Here is a 16,483-nt window from a genome sequence, read left to right on the forward strand (position 1 = left end):
GCATGAGCATGCCAAATGAAAGTCAGGATCAGGAACAACACCGGGTCGAGGATGTGACGAAATTAATTCGTGCACGGGTAGAGGAAATCAGCGATCAGATCGGAAGCTTGCGGGAGGATATTGTCGATATTCGCCGTAATTTCTGGGACGATGTAACGGTTAATTTCGAGGATGCCGCGGAATCAGCCGAAACGCACGCGAGTCTGAAACAGCAAGCGGAGCTGCTGTCGGAACGGGAAAGAAGCCGCCGGCATTCGGAGGAGCAGCTTCGCACCTTAAGGAAACTCGAGCATTCGCCGTATTTCGGGCGGATCGATATGACCGAGGAGGGGCAGTCGAATTCCGACAGCATTTATCTCGGCGTCGGCTCGCTGCTGGACGAGAGCGGGTACGATTATCTGATCTATGACTGGCGGGCGCCGGTTTCGAGTCTTTACTATGACTTCGGCCCGGGTCCGGTTAAGTATGAGACGCCTAGCGGTTCCGTCAGCGGGGAAATGACGTTAAAACGCCAATATATGATCCGGGGCGGTAAAATATTAAGCATGTTCGATACGGGCGTGACGATCGGCGACGAGCTGCTGCAGGAGGTGCTCGGCAAGCAATCCGATGCCCAGATGAAAAGTATTGTTGCGACAATTCAACGGGAGCAAAACCGGATTATCCGCAATGAGCGGGCGAGGCTGCTGATCGTTCAAGGAGCAGCGGGGAGCGGGAAAACGTCTGCGGCGCTGCAGCGCGTCGCCTATTTGCTGTATCGGTACCGGGGCATTCTAACTGCCGAGCAGATCGTCTTGTTCTCGCCAAATCCGATGTTTAACAGCTATGTGGCGACCGTCCTTCCTGAGCTGGGCGAACAAAATATGCAGCAAACCACCTATCAGCAATATTTGGAGCACCGGCTTGGCAGGACGTTCAAGCTGGAGGATCCGTATTCGCAGATGGAGTATACCTTGGGAGCCGTTAATGAACCCGGCTATGAAACAAGACTGTCGGCCATCACGTATAAATCAAGTTTGTCGTTTATGCATGTCATTGAGAAATATGCGTCGAAACTTGGCGACTCGGGGCTTATCTTCAAGCCGGTTAGGTTCAGGGGGCGCACGCTTATATCCGAAGCGGATATCGCGGAACGGTTCTATGAGCTCGACCGTTCCATCTCCATCGGCAATCGCATGAAGCTGGCGGCGGAGTGGATGCTGAAGCAATTAACGAAGCTGAGCCGCGAGGAACGGGAGCAAGATTGGGTGCAGGAACACGTCGAGCTGTTGGATCAGGAAACCTATGCCAATGCGTTCGAAGAATTAAGGAGAAAGAACAGGTTTTCCGGCGAATCGTTTGACGATTTTGACGCGGAGAAGGATTTTCTGGCGGCGATGGTCGTTCAGGAGCAATTCAAGAAATTGAGGAAACGGGTAAAGCGGCTGTCGTTTTTGAATGTTCCAGCGATCTATCGGCGCTTGTTTGAGGATGAACGAACGCTTCGTGACGTCTCAAGCGGAGGCGAGAGGGAGCTGCCCCTTAATTGGCGGGAGATAAGCGAGCAGACGGTGAGGAAGCTGGGTCAGGGAGAAATTTATTATGAGGATGCAACGCCTTATTTATATTTGAAGGAGAAGCTTGAAGGGTTTCACACGAATACGAGCGTGAAGCATGTCTTCATTGACGAAGCGCAGGATTATTCGCCGTTTCAGTATCATTATTTAAAACGGATATTTCCGAATTGCAAAATGACTGTACTGGGTGATTTGAATCAGTCGATCTTCGCTCATGCGATAGCAGGGGATGGTTTCGAACCGTTATCCAAGCTTTACAGCGAAGAGGAGACCGAGATGATCGTATTGGCCAAGAGCTACCGTTCCACGCGTCCGATCGTTTCGTTTACGAGCCGGATAATTGAAGGAGGCGACCGGATCGAACCGTTTGACCGGGACGGCGCAGAACCGACAATAACGAAAGCGGAGAACGAAGCTCGGCTTATACAGGGCATAATGGAACGGTTGGCCGAATTACAGCGGTCCGGCTATCAATCGATTGCCGTAATTAGCAAAACCGCGGAAGAAAGCAAGCGAATTCACGCGGCGATTCAGCCGCATATTTCCGCGCTGCGGCTGATTGAGAAAGAGACCGTTACATTCGAGAAAGGAATGGCGGTCATACCATCCTATCTCGCCAAGGGCGTCGAGTTTGACGTCGTAATTATAAGCAACGCCTCTCAAAACGTTTACGGACGGGAGAGCGAGCGGAAGCTGTTCTATACGGCTTGTACGAGGGCGATGCATGAGCTGCATCTTTATTATACGGATGAGCTCACGGCTTTCATTGGAATGGATCAATAAATTTATTTTCCGATTTGCTGCCATATTTCTCCGATATCCACCTGAAGCTCCGAGGCGATCAGCTCTGCTGTGAGCCTTTGCGGCTTCACGATTTTTCCGTTGCGAAGCTTGGAAATCGTCTGAATGGAAATACCGGTCGAGGCGGCGAGCTGTGCAGCGCTAATGTCCCGTTTCGCCATACAGATCTTCAGTTTCAACGACGAGCAAATTTTCTCATCTATCGGCTTCAGATCCCAGATGACGAATGCAAACTCCTTCACTTCGTCAAAACCGTCCAGAATGGGCGCAAACGTAATGGACAGCTCAAGCTCGATTCCGCTCAGCTTGCTCGTCTGAAGCTTTAAGCACCGTTCCTTCTTCTTGCGATACGCTTCTTGCAAAACTTCCTTCAGCCTCTCTTGTTCAGTGTCAGCTATAAAATTCATAAGCGTCTCATCTTCCAGCGTCCTATCCGGTTTAAACAATAATGGCGCAAATCTGTCGCGAAAAAATCGGATATGCTGGTGCTTATCAAGGGTGCCGCTTAGCAAAACCCTATTTTTCCCGCATTGCTGCTCGATCCACTTGAAGGAGCTCAAATCTTCTATGAGAAGCAGGGAGCGCCGATAGCCGTCCGGACGAGCTTCGGGCAGCGGCTGTTGATTGACGCGGATCGAGACGGGCCTTTTCAACTTCGTGCGGATGATAACCTCGCTCTTCAATATTTGCCGGGAAGTGTCAATGAAATAGTTATTCTTGATATGTTCACGGGACCTCTCTATCATCTCTTCAAGTGAGTAGCCGGTTAAACGACTAAAGGCAACATTCGCATCCTCTATTAAAGTCTCGCGTTTATTTTGCTTTAATATAACCATGGGCTGATCGAATGACTGAAATATTTGACGATAAATCGACAAAAAACAAACCCTCCTTCAATTACCATACAGCATTCAAAAATACCAGTATCTGTTAAAAATTACATGGCCGGTTATACAAATTGAGCCTTCAGTAACGGTTCAATCCGCTTTATTGGTTTAATAAATTAAACTCGGCCGCTCTTTGTTTACGTATCGGATGATTTCGTGGTTTAACTTGATCTTAATCAGCCGTAATAAACGTACAGCAAGCTTTATTCTATACCATTTTACCGATAAGATGAATGCATACAACCTTAGATAATCGAAGGGAATATTAGGCATTCACACAGGGAGAGACGAATAATGAACTGCTGCACCATTGAAAACTGTACGAAGCCGATTAAAGCAAAGGATTTATGCGCGATGCATCATCAGCGTTTATTGCGTCACGGCGATCCGCATATGGTCAGACCGCGACGGGTGAAGAAATTTTCCGAATGCAAATGGGTAAATTGCACGAAGATTGCGATGACGAAAGGCTATTGCTCCAAGCATTATTACATACATAGAGCAGCGAAACCGAGTCAGGTTAACGCCACCTGATGCATCATGCCTGATGCGTGTTATGAAAACTATGAAAACAGACTGTGTTTTTACAAAAAACCATGTATAATGTGGGTAAGTCATCCAAGTGCAGCGAATAACATCATCAATATTCCTCCGGAGGGGTGAGACCGCTATTGGTTCAAACAGCACCTAATGGGTTATCGAAGGAAGATTTGTACTTGTTTAACGAAGGATGTTCCTATCACAGCTACCGTTTTATGGGTGCGCACCCCGTCCAGCTGGATGGAAGCAGCGGCGTTCGGTTCGCCGTATGGGCTCCGCACGCGAAAGCCGTTAGGGTTATTGGAGATTTCAATAACTGGGACGGCAGGAAGCATGTGATGGAGAGAATCGGAACGACGGGAATTCACAGCCTGTTCGTCGATAGCATCGGAGTAGACGTGTTGTACAAATACGAGATTGTAACGGCTTCGGGCAGCATGATCCGTAAAGCCGATCCGTATGCGTTCTACGCCGAACTTCGCCCGGGCACCGCATCCATTGTTGCCGACCTAAGCGGGTATAACTGGGGAGACGGGGAATGGTACGCGAAGAAGAGAGAAACGACCGTTTATTCCAACCCGCTGCTTATCTACGAAGTGCATGCCGGATCTTGGAAAATTAAAGGGAAAGAATTGTTTTATACCTACGAAGAGCTGGCTGGAACCTTGATTCCTTATGCAGCCGACATGGGTTATACGCACATCGAGCTAATGCCGATATCGGAGCATCCCCTTGATCAATCCTGGGGGTATCAAATCACCGGCTTTTATGGCGTAACGAGCCGATACGGCTCGCCGAAGCAGCTGATGCACTTTGTTGACAAATGCCATCAGAACGGGATCGGTGTCATTTTGGACTGGGTGCCCGGCCATTTTTGCAAGGATGACCACGGCCTTCGCCTTTTCGACGGCACTCCGATTTATGAAGGGCCGGATGCAAAGCGCGCCGAGAAGCCGCAGTGGGGGACGCTCGGCTTTGATTTCAGCAAGAACGAAGTGATTAGCTTCCTTATATCCAATGCGATTTATTGGATGGATATGTTCCACATGGACGGTCTTCGAGTAGACGCCGTCGCAAGCATGATCAATCTGCATATGGATAAACCGCCGGAACAGTTTACGTACAACTATCTTGGCGGCCATGATAACCTAGACGCTCTCCGCTTCCTTAAGAAGCTCAATGAAACCGTGTTTCATTATTACCCCGACACGCTAATGCTTGCAGAGGATTCTTCCGCATGGCCAGCAGTCACATCTCCTACCTATCAAGGCGGCCTCGGTTTTAATTTTAAATGGAATATGGGCTGGATGAACGATATGCTGCGCTATATGGCGCTGGATCCGCCCGAACGCGCGCATCACCATCATCTGATTACTTTTTCGCTCCTTTATGCTTTTTCTGAAAACTACGTTTTACCGCTTTCACACGACGAGGTTGTTCACGGCAAACGGTCTTTGCTAAACAAAATGCCGGGCGCCTACGAAGAAAAATTTGCCCAATTACGCGTTTTTTACGGCTATTGGATGAGTCATCCCGGCAAGAAGCTGCTGTTCATGGGCGGCGAATGGGGGCAATTCGACGAATGGAAGGACGGCGAAATGCTGGACTGGATGCTGCTGGACTACGACATGCACCGCAGCATGAACCATTACGTCAAGAAACTAAACCATGCCTATAAAGCGCTGCCATCCCTATGGGAGAGGGACCGCGATCCCCGCTGCTTCGAGTGGATTGATGTTCATAATACGGAGCAATCCGTCATATCCTTTATCCGTCGCGGATTTTTGGACTACTCCATCGTTATCGCTAATTTCTCCAGGAATGACTACTTAAGCTATCGAATCGGCGTTCCAGAGCCAGGTATATACCGCTCTTTCATAAATAGCAATGAAAAGCAGTTTGGCGGAACGGAATTACAACGACAGCTATGCTTCAGCAGCGAAAGCGTCGCTTGGCACGGTCACAATCAGAGCATTTCGCTTCGTTTAGCCCCCTTTACATTCATGCTGTTCAACCTAGACGACTCGGGGGACACACATTGAGAGGGAGTTGGTGTCCATGGGCCAAAAAGAAATGATCGCAATGCTGCTCGCCGGAGGGGAAGGCAAAAGACTTGGCGTCCTAACGAGGGATTTGGCAAAGCCGGCAGTCTATTTCGGAGGGAAATACAGGATCATCGATTTTACATTAAGCAATTGCGCACATTCGGGGATCGATACGGTAGGCGTCTTGACGCAATATCAACCGCTTGACCTTAACCGGTATCTCGGCATTGGAAGTCCATGGGGGCTCGACCGCCGTGACGGCGGAATGACGATCCTGCCGCCGTTCGTAAAACAAAAAGGCGGCGTATGGTATAAGGGTACGGCTAACGCAATCTATCAGAACATGTCGTTCATCGAACGCTACAATCCGGAATACGTGCTGGTCATTTCGGGCGACCACATCTACAAGATGGATTACGAGCTGATGCTTCAGCATCACAAGCACACGGGAGCGGACGTTACGATCGCCGGCATCGAGGTGGATTGGAAGGAAGCGGGCAGGTTCGGCGTCATGCATATTGATGACGAGGACCGAATTACGGCATTTGAGGAAAAACCGAAAAATCCGACAAGCAACATCGCCTCCATGGGGGTATATATTTTTACATGGTCGGAGTTGCAAAAATATTTGATTTATGACGAAGGCAACCGTGCCTCCAGCCACGATTTCGGGAAGGATATCATTCCATCCATGATGAAGGACGGCAAGGAGCTGTATTCGTATCCGTTCAAAGGCTATTGGAAGGATGTCGGAACGATCGAAAGCCTGTGGGAAGCCAACATGGATCTTCTTGCGGATGATCCGCCGCTTGATTTGTCGGACTCCTCCTGGAGGATTTATTCCGTCAGTCCGAACCAGCCTGCCCAGCGGATCGGCGCTCAAGCCGAAATATCGTCTTCGCTTGTTACCGAAGGCTGCATGCTTGAAGGATCGGTCAACCGGTCGGTTCTGTTCTATGGCGTACACACGGCCAAGAACAGTTACATTACGGAATCGGTCGTGATGCCGAATGTCAGGATTGGCGAAGGCGCCCGCATATATAGAGCCATAATCGGCGAAGGGGCAGTCATACAAGCCGGCGTGACGATCGGCGGTCCGGAGGATGATGCGATTACCGTTATTGCGGTGGATCAATTCGTAACTAGCGACCATCTGCTGCAGGAGGTGGAGCATTCATGAAGCATAAGATGCTGGGCGTCATTAATCTCATTCATGAGCCGGATAAGCTGGAGCGGCTAACCCAAGGCCGCTGCCTCGCGACCGTTCCCTTCGGCGCGCGCTACCGGCTGATAGATTTCGTATTGTCGAGCATGGTCAACTCAGGCATTTCGAATGTGGCCGTCTTCGCGCATACGAAATATCGTTCGTTAATGGATCATCTCGGCTCGGGCAAGCATTGGGATTTGCAGCACCGCCAAGGCGGATTGTTTGTGCTTCCGCCTGCCACGGACGATATTCAGGATTTTAACCGCGGCGATTTGTTCCATTTTTATCAGCATCGCGATTACTTCTACCGTTCGGCGCAGGAATTCGTCGTGATTACACGCAGCCATATGGTGTGCAACATCGATTTTGAGAAGGTCATCCAGCATCATTTGGAGCGCGAAGCGGATATTACCGTGGTGTGCAAGCGGCAAGAGGATTTGCTGACGGGCAAAGCCCGCAGGGTGAAGCTGAATGAGGATGGCCGAATTGTCGCGATTCAAGATCATTTCGGACGGTTGGAGAGCGATATTAACTCGATGGAGATGTATGTGATGCGCAAAGAGCTGCTTATGGAGATCGTAGAGACATCGCTCGCGCAAGGGCAGGATCATCTCGTGCGCCATGCCATTCTTTCGCGGCTCGATAAGCTGAAGGTGCACGGCTATATGTATGAAGGTTATTTAGGCGTCGTGAACACGCTCGCGAGCTATTACCGCAACAGTATGAAGCTGCTTAACCCGCAGGTTTGGAAGGAGCTTTTCTTCCAGCCGGGACCGATCTTCACGAAGGTGAAGGATGAGCCGCCCGCGCGTTATCTGGATGGCTCCAGGGCGGTAAATTCTCTAATTGCGAATGGGTGCCGCATTGAGGGGACCGTTATCAACAGCATTCTGTTCAGGGGCGTTCATATTCAGAAGGGAGCCGTCGTAAGCAACAGCATTATTATGCAAAACGGGATTATCGGCCTAAACAGCATCGTCCAGCACAGCATACTGGATAAGGATGTGCGCGTGGAAGGGAACCGGGATATTCGCGGCGCGGACAGCTCTCCTTTTCTGGCCGGAAAACGAAAAATCATTTAAGTTGGAGAAGGCGCGTATACAGCGTCAAATGGAAAGGAGTTTCCTATGAACATTTTGTTCGCAACCTCTGAAGCTGTGCCGCTTGCGAAGACGGGCGGACTCGCCGACGTTGCAGGGGCGCTCCCTAAGGCGCTGAGCAGACGCGGCGTGGATACGAGAGTCATACTGCCGAAATATGAGGAAATACCGCAGGAGCTGGCCGCTCAGTTTGAGCAAGTCGCTCACTTTACCGTGTCCTTCGGCTGGCGCAATCAGTATTGCGGTCTGCTGCAGGCTGAGCTGGACGGCATCGTTTATTATTTAATCGATAATGAATTTTATTTTAAGAGAAGAGGGCTTTACGGCTACGGTGACGATGCCGAAAGGTTTGTATTCTTCTGCTTTGCGGTGATGGAAGCGGTGAGGTATATGGATTTTCATCCGGATATCGTTCATTGCCATGATTGGCAGACCGGCTTAATCCCTTTCTTGCTCAAGACGAGGTACGCTTTCGATCCGGCTTGGGCCTACACGAAATCGGTGTTTACGATTCATAATTTAAAATATCAGGGCGTATTCGGAATCGAGCAGCTGAAGGACTTGACCGGTGCGGGAGACGACCTGTTCCGGTACGACTCGCTTGAATTCCACGGCGCCGCCAGCTGCATGAAAGGCGGACTGGTCTACGCCGACAAGCTGACGACGGTGAGCGGCACCTACGCCGAGGAAATTAAAAGCGAATATTTCGGGGAGCACCTCGATTCGCTGCTCCGGTACCGCTCCGGCGATTTAGTCGGTATCGTGAACGGCATCGACGAGGAACTGTTCGACCCGATGAACGACCCGGCCCTCCATACGCCGTACCGCGATTCCTTGAGCCGCAAACGAAAAAATAAGATCGAGCTGCAGCGGGAGACAGGACTGCCTCTTTCGGAATCCGTTCCTCTCATCGGAATCGTATCGCGGCTAGTCGAACAGAAAGGGTTTGATCTCATAACGGCCACTTTCGAGGAGCTGCTGCTAACGGAGGACGCCCAGTATGTCATCCTCGGCGCGGGCGAGGAACGTTACGAGCAATTTCTAAAGGAGATGTCCGTCCGCTATCCGGATAAAGCTGCCATCCGGCTGGGCTATGATGACCGGTTGGCCCGCCGGATATATGCAGGCTCCGATCTGTTCGCAATGCCGTCGAAATTCGAGCCATGCGGACTTAGCCAGCTTCTAGCGCTGCGTTACCGTTCCGTTCCGATCGTCCGCGAGACAGGAGGTCTGAAAGACACGGTACAAGCCTACGACGAATATACTGGCGAAGGAAACGGCTTCAGCTTCTCGAATTACAACGCGCACGATTACATGTATACCGTTCGCAGGGCGTTGTCGCTCTATCGTAATGAAGAAGCGTGGAAGCAAATTGTCCGGAACGGAGCCAAAGAAGATTACAGCTGGAATCGTTCCGCCAAAGCTTATCTATCCGTTTACACACAGCTTGCAGCGCATCGAAAGGAGAAGGAGCCATGGCCCGCCATCTCGTAATCGGCAACGGAAAAATGCTGCTGAATTTAGACCGGCATTGTTACATTCGCGATATTTATTACCCCTTTGTGGGACAGCTCAATCATGTCGGCGGACAATATTGCCGCATAGGCGTATGGGTTGAAGGAACTTTCACCTGGCTGGATGAGCCGGAGTGGCGGTTTGAACTGGATTATATCGAGGATTCTCTCGTTACCAACATTACGGCAAAGCATGAACGGCTGGATATCGAGCTTTATATGAACGACGGGATCCATCAGCGGGAATGCATCTACATTAAGAGAGTCGTCGTTCGTAATAAAAGCAGCCAAACGAAAGAAGTTCGATTATTCTTACACCAGGATTTGATGATAGACGGCTCCGAAGTCGGCGATACGGCCGTCTATTACCCGGAGAATCATACGCTCTATCATTACAAAAGAAACAATTACTTTATGTTTAACGGCTTCTCCGATGAAGGGGGCATCATGCAATATTCGACGGGCATCAAGCGGTTTCAGTCGGCGGAAGGCACATGGCGCGATGCGGAGGACGGCGTGCTAATGGGCAACTCGATCGCCCAAGGCTCCGTTGACAGTACGATCAGCTTCCGGACCGTTGTACCGGCGGGAAGCGAGAAATCGATCTATTACTGGATGTCGATCGGACAGAACCTGGAGGAAGTGAAGGAGCTTAATCAGTATGTGAGCGAGAACCATCCGGAGAAGCTGCTCAGCCGTATCGTCATCTATTGGAAACATTGGCTGCGGCGGGCAGAGAAGGACTTGGGCGACCTGCCGCCTGATGTCGTCCGGATGTTCAAGCAAAGTCTTCTGCTTGTAAGGACGCAGGTAGATGAGCGCGGAGCGATTTTGGCGGCTAACGATACGGATATTTTGCAGTATAATCGCGATCACTACAGCTATATGTGGCCTCGGGACGGCGCGCTTATTGCCGATGCGATGTCGATGGCCGGCTACCAAAGCGTTATCGCGCCCTTCTTCCAATTTTGCGCGCAAGCATTATCGCCGGAGGGATATTTGTACCATAAGTACAACCCGGACGGAACGGTCGGATCGAGCTGGCATCCTTACATCGTGCAGGGCAGCAGAAGGCTGCCCATTCAAGAGGATGAGACCGCGCTCGTGCTCTTCGCGCTTTGGAAGGACTATTCCCGCAACCAGGTAATTGAGCTGCCTCAGTCGTTATACAGCAACCTCATCCGAAAGGCCGCTACGTTCCTGAGCTCATACATGGAGCATTCGCTTTCCCTTCCGAAGCCGAGCTACGATCTGTGGGAGGAACGTTACGGCATATGGACCTATACGGCTGCTTCCGTCTATGGCGGCTTAATGGCGGCGTCGTTCTTCACCGATCTGTTCGGCGATTACGAACGAAGCGATCATTACAAGAATACGGCTGAAGCGATTAAGCACGGCATCATCACGAATCTATGGGACGAGGAAACCGGGCGTTTCGCGCGGGGGCTCATCCAGAAGGATAACCGCTGGGTGAAAGATATGACGCTTGAAAGCAGCTTGTTCGGCGTATTGGAGTTCGGCGTGCTTCCGGTCGATGATTATCGGGTTGTGAAAACGATGGAAGCGATTAAGGAAGGTCTGCGAATCAAGACGAATATCGGCGGCATTGCCCGCTATACGAACGATTATTACTTCCAGCAATCGGGCGAAATCGATAAGGTGCCGGGCAACCCCTGGATCATATGTACCTTATGGGTGGCTAACTTCGAGATCGACTCGGCGTCGACGCTTGAGGAGCTGGAAGGGCCGAGGCGTACGCTGCAGTGGGTATCCGATCAAGCGCTGGAGAGCGGATTATTGCCGGAGCAGCTAAACCCTTATGACGGCTCTCCGTTATCGGTCGCGCCTCTAACCTGGTCGCATGCGACGGTCGTTCACAGCGTGAGCAAGTATGCGGAAAAATATAAGAAACTGCGTGAGCTGCGAGATGAATACTAAATAGACCGCCAAGCGGTTAAGAAACCATATGCCGTGTGCATATGGTTTCTTTTATAATGTGCGCTAAGCATTGCCGTATTTCTTCGCGATTGCGGACAGCGTCAGCAAAGGCCAAATGTAGTTATTGCTCGAATAATGAACATATACGCTTCCCGGGAGCCCAGCGCCGGTCGGATAGGTATAGGTCCAATCCCTTCGCTCCAGCGCCTGAAGCAGCGCCTCCGCTCCTCTCTTGATCTCAGGCGTCGGTTTGTCGTGCACGGCCGTCAACGCGTCTAATGCCCAAGCGGTTTGAGAGGGCGTGCTGGCATGCAAAGGAATATATCGCTTCACTTCATCGCTTAAGCAGGATTCTCCCCAGCCTCCGTCGTCATTTTGAATGTCCAGCAGCCAATTGACCGCTTTCTTGAGGGCGGGATGATCGTCAGCGACACCGACAGCCGACAATCCTTGGACAGCAGCGCCCGTACCGTGAATGTAGGCAATGCCCCAACGACCGTACCAGCTTCCGTCTCTCTTCTGCTGCGAGAGCACCCATTTGACCGAATCGTCAATCCAATGTGATCCGATGCTCATTTCGAGCTCGCGGGCGAGAAAGGCCAGCATGCGGCTTGTTAAATCAACGGTTGACGGATCCGTAGAAATATCCTTGGAGCCTTCAAATGCAAAAAAACTGGCGGGAAGAGTATGGCCTTTCCTCTCGAAAGCAGGCCACCCCCCGTCATCGTTGCGCATCGCAAGGACCCAATTCAAGCCTCGCTGCCAGTGCTCGATGCCGTCAATTATATATGGGGTATAGGGCCGTACAGCCCGAAGGGCGGCTGCACTGTCATCGACATCGGGATACATGGTATTCCCATCGGAGAAGCCCCAGCCTCCGGCTTCCGTGCCAGGGCTCCGGAGCGCCCAGTCCCCCAGGCGGGTCTGCTGCTTCGAGAGTAAATAGGCTCCTGCCCGCTCCAAAGCGGCGTTAGACGAAGCCGCATCCGCTTCCCGAAGCGCGCAGGTTAACATGGCTGTGTCCCAGACCTCCGCAGACGCAACCTGTATATGCGCCGTATCCTTGCACATCAACGAACGAACGCCAAGAAGCAGCCTCGTCAAGACGGGGGATTCCGGCGAATAATCCAATGCGAGCAGGGCAAGGGCCATAAGCATCGTTGCGGTTGAATAAGTTAGCAGCGTTCCGTTCGGCTCCAATCGTTCGAGCAGGAACGCCTCCGCTTTCTCCTGTGCGGATGGAGAGTCCGGCGGGAGGAAGCTCGATAAAGGCAGAGTCGAAAGAAAACCGTTTAACGCGGATATCCAGGTGGAATCGTTAACGAAGCTTCGGGAGCTTCCAAGAAATAAATCGGACAAATCCGGCATGAATGGAGTCCGCCGGGCAAATTGTTTGTCGGCCATAATGAGAATCGGGATCAGATGGACGCGGGCGTGACCGGAGAGCGAGAACAAATCGAGGCCAATGCCGTGATCGGAGAAGAAGGCTTCTAACGGAATGCGCAGCAGGAGCGGCCATTCCGCCTGGCCGGTCGCGGATAATATGACCTGGGTAAGCAGCGAACGCGCCTTAGACAAGCCGCCCCGTGAACGGATAAAATGTTTGGCCCGTTGAATATGCGGATCGGAAATAGGGTTGTAGCCTGCGCAGAGCAGCGCGTAACAGGCCTCCGCCGTTGCTTCCAGATTGCCGCCTTCTTCGTCGGGATATATTTTCCACGCGCCGTTCGCCAGCTGCCTGGAGGCGATCCGTGCTGCCAGCACTTGAATGAGCGTCTCGTCTGACCGACCGAGCACACGGAGCAAAATAATAAAATAGCTGTCTGTCATCGTGCCGGAGTCGAAGCACAATCGCCATGCTCCGTCGGGTGATTGCCGGCGGAGCAGCTCCGCGGAAATTTCATTTATTTTCTCACGGATACGGTTCATATCCATTGCCCGCTTCATCCTTTGCTATCGTAGTTGCTTCATGTATATGCGGCATTCGCGGTCCCTACATCTCATTTATAAGCAAAAATAATGAAATGGATAGGGGAATTGAATTTCCCATTCCTACACTTCATCCGTATAGTAGGAGAATGAAAACATCATGATAAAGCGGATAGGTAAGAGTGAGGGTGAGGTAAATGGGGCATCAAGTTGCACTGACCGGCCATTCTAAAGGAGGCTGGGGATTTGCGCAAGGAATAGCGGTCACGCTCCTTCTCGCGATCGGATCCAAATATATCGCGATGCTCCCGTATCTGGACATCATGGGGCAACTGGTGATCGCTATTCTGCTCGGCACGGCTGTCCGGGCATGGCTCGGGGTTCCGAAACGAATCGAGGGAGGGATCGCATTCTCGGGCAGGAAGCTCCTCCGGTTCGGCATTATTTTACTTGGCCTGCGCCTTGATCTGACCGATATTGTTCAGGCCGGCCCAAATGTTTTTTCTATCGCGGTTATCCATATTGTCTTCACGTTCTTTCTCGTATACAATCTGGCCAAATGGCTCGGAATCGACAAGAAGCTGGGCATGTTAACGGCCTGCGGAACGGCCATATGCGGCGCCGCGGCTGTAGTCGCTATTGCTCCGCTAATGAAAGCAAAGGAACATGAAACGGCAATCAGCGCGGCGACCGTTGCTTTTCTAGGCACCGTGTTTACGCTTATTTATATTATTTTGTACCCGGTTCTCGGATTAAGCGATGCCGGCTACGGCATTTTCTCAGGGGCAACGCTCCATGAGATCGCGCATGTCGTTGCGGCGGCCGCCCCTGGAGGTCGAGAAGCGGTTGAGCTTGCTGTCATTGTCAAAATGTCGCGCGTAGCGCTGCTTGTCCCGGCCGCCTTACTCATCGGGCTGTGGCATAGACGCTCGGAAGCGGAGAAGGGGCGAATCAGCTGGAAGTCGCTTCCGATCCCGTGGTTCATCGTCGGCTTTTTGGCTATGAGCGGCGTGCATACGCTGGGCATCGTGCCTGCAGAGGCGACGGAGCTCCTGATTCTCGCCGCATACTTCCTTATCGCGATGGCGATGGCGGGTCTGGGTTTAAGCGTTGATCTTGTCCTATTCGGAAGACTAGGCAAAAAAACATTTGCTGCGGGGCTTATTGGCTCGGCAGCGCTAACGGGGCTGGGCCTGCTGCTCGTGCACGGCTTTGGCTTAGCCGGATAGACCGGCACGGCAAATACCGCATCGGTCGGGGACCCATGCGGTATTTTGCATAAAAACTATAAGGACGTCCGTGCCGAGGCTTAAAATACGCCAGCGCGCAGAATGATTACGAGTAAGATAAAGAGGACGAGAATAACTCCCGTACTTGTCCAAAGACCGCCTCCGCAACCGGCGCCTGCGCCTGCTACAGGGTATCCCATGGTTCATACCTCCCGATGTTTGGTTGGAGCGTGTTTCTCAAGCTCACATCATTAGGGTATGCCGGAATTGACGAGCCGAATTGGACGATTGTACCGGAGCAAACACATTTATGCGGATGCCTGGCGGAAACGCCTTATTGTTGCGGACCGCGAGCGCCTTGCCTTCCGAATGTCCCGTTAACAGCTGACGATCGGAGGGAGGGGACGGGGGCGCGGGTATTGCCTGATATGCTTAATACGCGAATCGGCGGTCAAATTCATGCCGTTGCCGGCCAGGATGCTCGACGAAGAACCGGCGGCAATAATGTGTATGCAGCCGACATTGATGTGTGGCGATCGATTCGAGCGCTCGAGCGCGAGGACCTGTCCGCTGTCGTAATCTGGATCGATCAGCTTCGGCATGTCGCGATAGAACACCGTATAGGACTCGAAGAAGACGTCGCCGGCCGTCGTATGATCCTCTTTCCGCTGCAGCGCCAACGCCCGCAGTCTGGCATTCGTCTCGCCCCTGTCACCGAACTGGACGACGGCAGACGAGGCGGCGCTTATAATGCATACCGATCCGATATTCGCCGTCCTGATCGGGTAAAGGTTCCCCTGCGCTGCGTCATCCATTGATTTCTTCGAAGGTCGTATCTCCGACCTCGGTCTCTACTAAGGATTCGCCCGTCATTTCACTTGCGCTGCCGGGCTGCGGGAAAGGGGCCATCGGACCGACGATTACCGATTCGGGCGGCGTATCGAACATGGAATATAAGGACACGTTGTCAGTATCTCCGATCTGCAGCATGGACGCGCTGGATACGCCGAGAATTTCGATATGTCCAACGCTTAAGACGTGGTTGACCACTTTAAAATACACCATTTATGTCATTCCTCCCGAAGGCGCCGAGCCGTTCTGCAGCTGCCTCATATACGCGAGCAGGGCGGCGTCGGCATCTCTTTTTGTTTTGGCAAGAACTCTCGATATAATCGCGTTGTCGTCAACGGCGGCCGACTGCTCCTCTGCTCCGCGTTCCCCTTCTCTCAAATAATATTGAATGCGGGTCGGTACCTGCTTCCGGACATCCTCGATCACGATTCGGCGGTGGTAGGGATCCAGCGGAATGCAAAGCTCGTTCTCGTACATGATCAGCTTCTGCTGCGCTTCCGTATCCAGGTAACGGTTCATTTCGTTGAAAATATCCGTGTACGGCCCCGATTGTGGCGGAATAGACGGTCCGGCGGACGGGAACACCTCGGGCTGGTTAACGGCTAACTGCTCAATGCTGCCGGGAAACGAATCGTTGCCGGAGCCGGGGGCTGTCATGCCGATATTAAGCGTTCCGTCCAGCTGCTCTACTTTTAATTGATCAAAATGGTATTCAATGCTCTCGATATTATATGCAGGACGGGCTTCGAGCTGCTTCAGCTGTTCGCATAACGCAGCGACCTGCGCTTCCAGCCTGTCGATCTGCTCTTGCTGCGACTTCAGCTTCTGCTGCACGTCAAGCGACCAGATTTGCCAAGGCGAGAGCTGGTTGTGCTGTTGCATGCG

General features: G+C 52.0%; 14 protein-coding genes. 8 read left to right on the plus strand and 6 right to left on the minus strand.

Translation table 11 applies throughout. From position 1 onward, the window contains the following. Window positions 1–2 precede the first annotated feature (2 nt). Complete coding sequence (gene helD / locus H581_RS0113150) at window positions 3–2,339, plus strand: RNA polymerase recycling motor HelD (RefSeq protein WP_028610397.1); 2,337 nt, start codon at window positions 3–5, stop codon at window positions 2,337–2,339. Window positions 2,340–2,341: 2 nt separating this feature from the next. On the opposite strand, the gene H581_RS0113155 is transcribed toward helD, so the two are convergent. After that, window positions 2,342–3,235 (minus strand): helix-turn-helix domain-containing protein, encoded by an 894-nt coding sequence (locus H581_RS0113155; RefSeq protein ID WP_028610398.1) that lies wholly within the window; start codon window positions 3,233–3,235, stop codon window positions 2,342–2,344. Window positions 3,236–3,538: 303 nt separating this feature from the next. Between H581_RS0113155 and H581_RS0113160 the strand changes: the two genes are divergently transcribed. The 6 genes from H581_RS0113160 to H581_RS0113185 all read left to right on the plus strand — a co-directional run bounded on the left by H581_RS0113160 (window position 3,539) and on the right by H581_RS0113185 (window position 11,588). Continuing rightward, window positions 3,539–3,778 carry a hypothetical protein gene (locus tag H581_RS0113160; protein ID WP_028610399.1) on the plus strand — a complete coding sequence of 80 codons (240 nt, stop codon included), beginning with the start codon at window positions 3,539–3,541 and terminating at the stop codon, window positions 3,776–3,778. A 137-nt stretch (window positions 3,779–3,915) separates the two neighbouring features. After that, the gene (gene glgB, locus H581_RS33955; RefSeq protein ID WP_036718572.1) at window positions 3,916–5,826 is read left to right on the plus strand and encodes a 1,4-alpha-glucan branching protein GlgB; all 1,911 of its coding nucleotides are present in this window, start codon (window positions 3,916–3,918) and stop codon (window positions 5,824–5,826) included. Between the two features lie 16 nt (window positions 5,827–5,842). Beyond that, window positions 5,843–7,009, plus strand: a complete 1,167-nt coding sequence (locus H581_RS0113170) for a glucose-1-phosphate adenylyltransferase (RefSeq protein ID WP_028610400.1) — start codon at window positions 5,843–5,845, stop codon at window positions 7,007–7,009. Further along, window positions 7,006–8,118 carry a glucose-1-phosphate adenylyltransferase subunit GlgD gene (gene glgD, locus H581_RS0113175; RefSeq protein WP_028610401.1) on the plus strand — a complete coding sequence of 371 codons (1,113 nt, stop codon included), beginning with the start codon at window positions 7,006–7,008 and terminating at the stop codon, window positions 8,116–8,118. The genes H581_RS0113170 and glgD overlap by 4 nt, the downstream gene beginning before the upstream one ends. Window positions 8,119–8,163: 45 nt before the next feature. After that, a complete protein-coding gene (gene glgA, locus H581_RS0113180) occupies window positions 8,164–9,630 on the plus strand; it encodes a glycogen synthase GlgA (protein ID WP_028610402.1) in 1,467 nt (488 codons plus the stop codon). Further along, window positions 9,612–11,588 (plus strand): glycoside hydrolase family 15 protein, encoded by a 1,977-nt coding sequence (locus tag H581_RS0113185; RefSeq protein ID WP_028610403.1) that lies wholly within the window; start codon window positions 9,612–9,614, stop codon window positions 11,586–11,588. The genes glgA and H581_RS0113185 overlap by 19 nt, the downstream gene beginning before the upstream one ends. A 63-nt stretch (window positions 11,589–11,651) precedes the next feature. Here the strand turns inward: H581_RS0113185 and H581_RS0113190 are convergent, their stop codons facing one another. After that, window positions 11,652–13,523, minus strand: a complete 1,872-nt coding sequence (locus H581_RS0113190; protein WP_051250771.1) for a prenyltransferase/squalene oxidase repeat-containing protein — start codon at window positions 13,521–13,523, stop codon at window positions 11,652–11,654. A gap of 191 nt (window positions 13,524–13,714) precedes the next feature. On the opposite strand from H581_RS0113190, the gene H581_RS0113195 reads away from it, so the two are divergent. Continuing rightward, window positions 13,715–14,746: a YeiH family protein gene (locus H581_RS0113195; RefSeq protein ID WP_036718576.1), complete on the plus strand. Its 1,032-nt coding sequence runs from the start codon at window positions 13,715–13,717 to the stop codon at window positions 14,744–14,746. An 80-nt stretch (window positions 14,747–14,826) separates the two neighbouring features. On the opposite strand, the gene H581_RS37900 is transcribed toward H581_RS0113195, so the two are convergent. The 4 genes from H581_RS37900 to gerPC form a co-directional block, all read right to left on the minus strand. Beyond that, window positions 14,827–14,946, minus strand: a complete 120-nt coding sequence (locus H581_RS37900; protein WP_156889578.1) for a sporulation protein YjcZ — start codon at window positions 14,944–14,946, stop codon at window positions 14,827–14,829. Between the two features lie 177 nt (window positions 14,947–15,123). Next, the gene (locus tag H581_RS0113205) at window positions 15,124–15,561 is read right to left on the minus strand and encodes a spore germination protein GerPE (protein WP_028610406.1); all 438 of its coding nucleotides are present in this window, start codon (window positions 15,559–15,561) and stop codon (window positions 15,124–15,126) included. Then, complete coding sequence (locus H581_RS33960; RefSeq protein ID WP_036718579.1) at window positions 15,554–15,811, minus strand: hypothetical protein; 258 nt, start codon at window positions 15,809–15,811, stop codon at window positions 15,554–15,556. The genes H581_RS0113205 and H581_RS33960 overlap by 8 nt, the downstream gene beginning before the upstream one ends. Beyond that, complete coding sequence (gene gerPC, locus H581_RS0113215; RefSeq protein ID WP_028610407.1) at window positions 15,812–16,480, minus strand: spore germination protein GerPC; 669 nt, start codon at window positions 16,478–16,480, stop codon at window positions 15,812–15,814. It lies immediately after the preceding gene. Between the last annotated feature and the right edge of the window lie 3 nt (window positions 16,481–16,483).

This window comes from Paenibacillus harenae DSM 16969 (assembly GCF_000422465.1).
GTDB lineage: Bacteria > Bacillota > Bacilli > Paenibacillales > Paenibacillaceae > Pristimantibacillus > Pristimantibacillus harenae.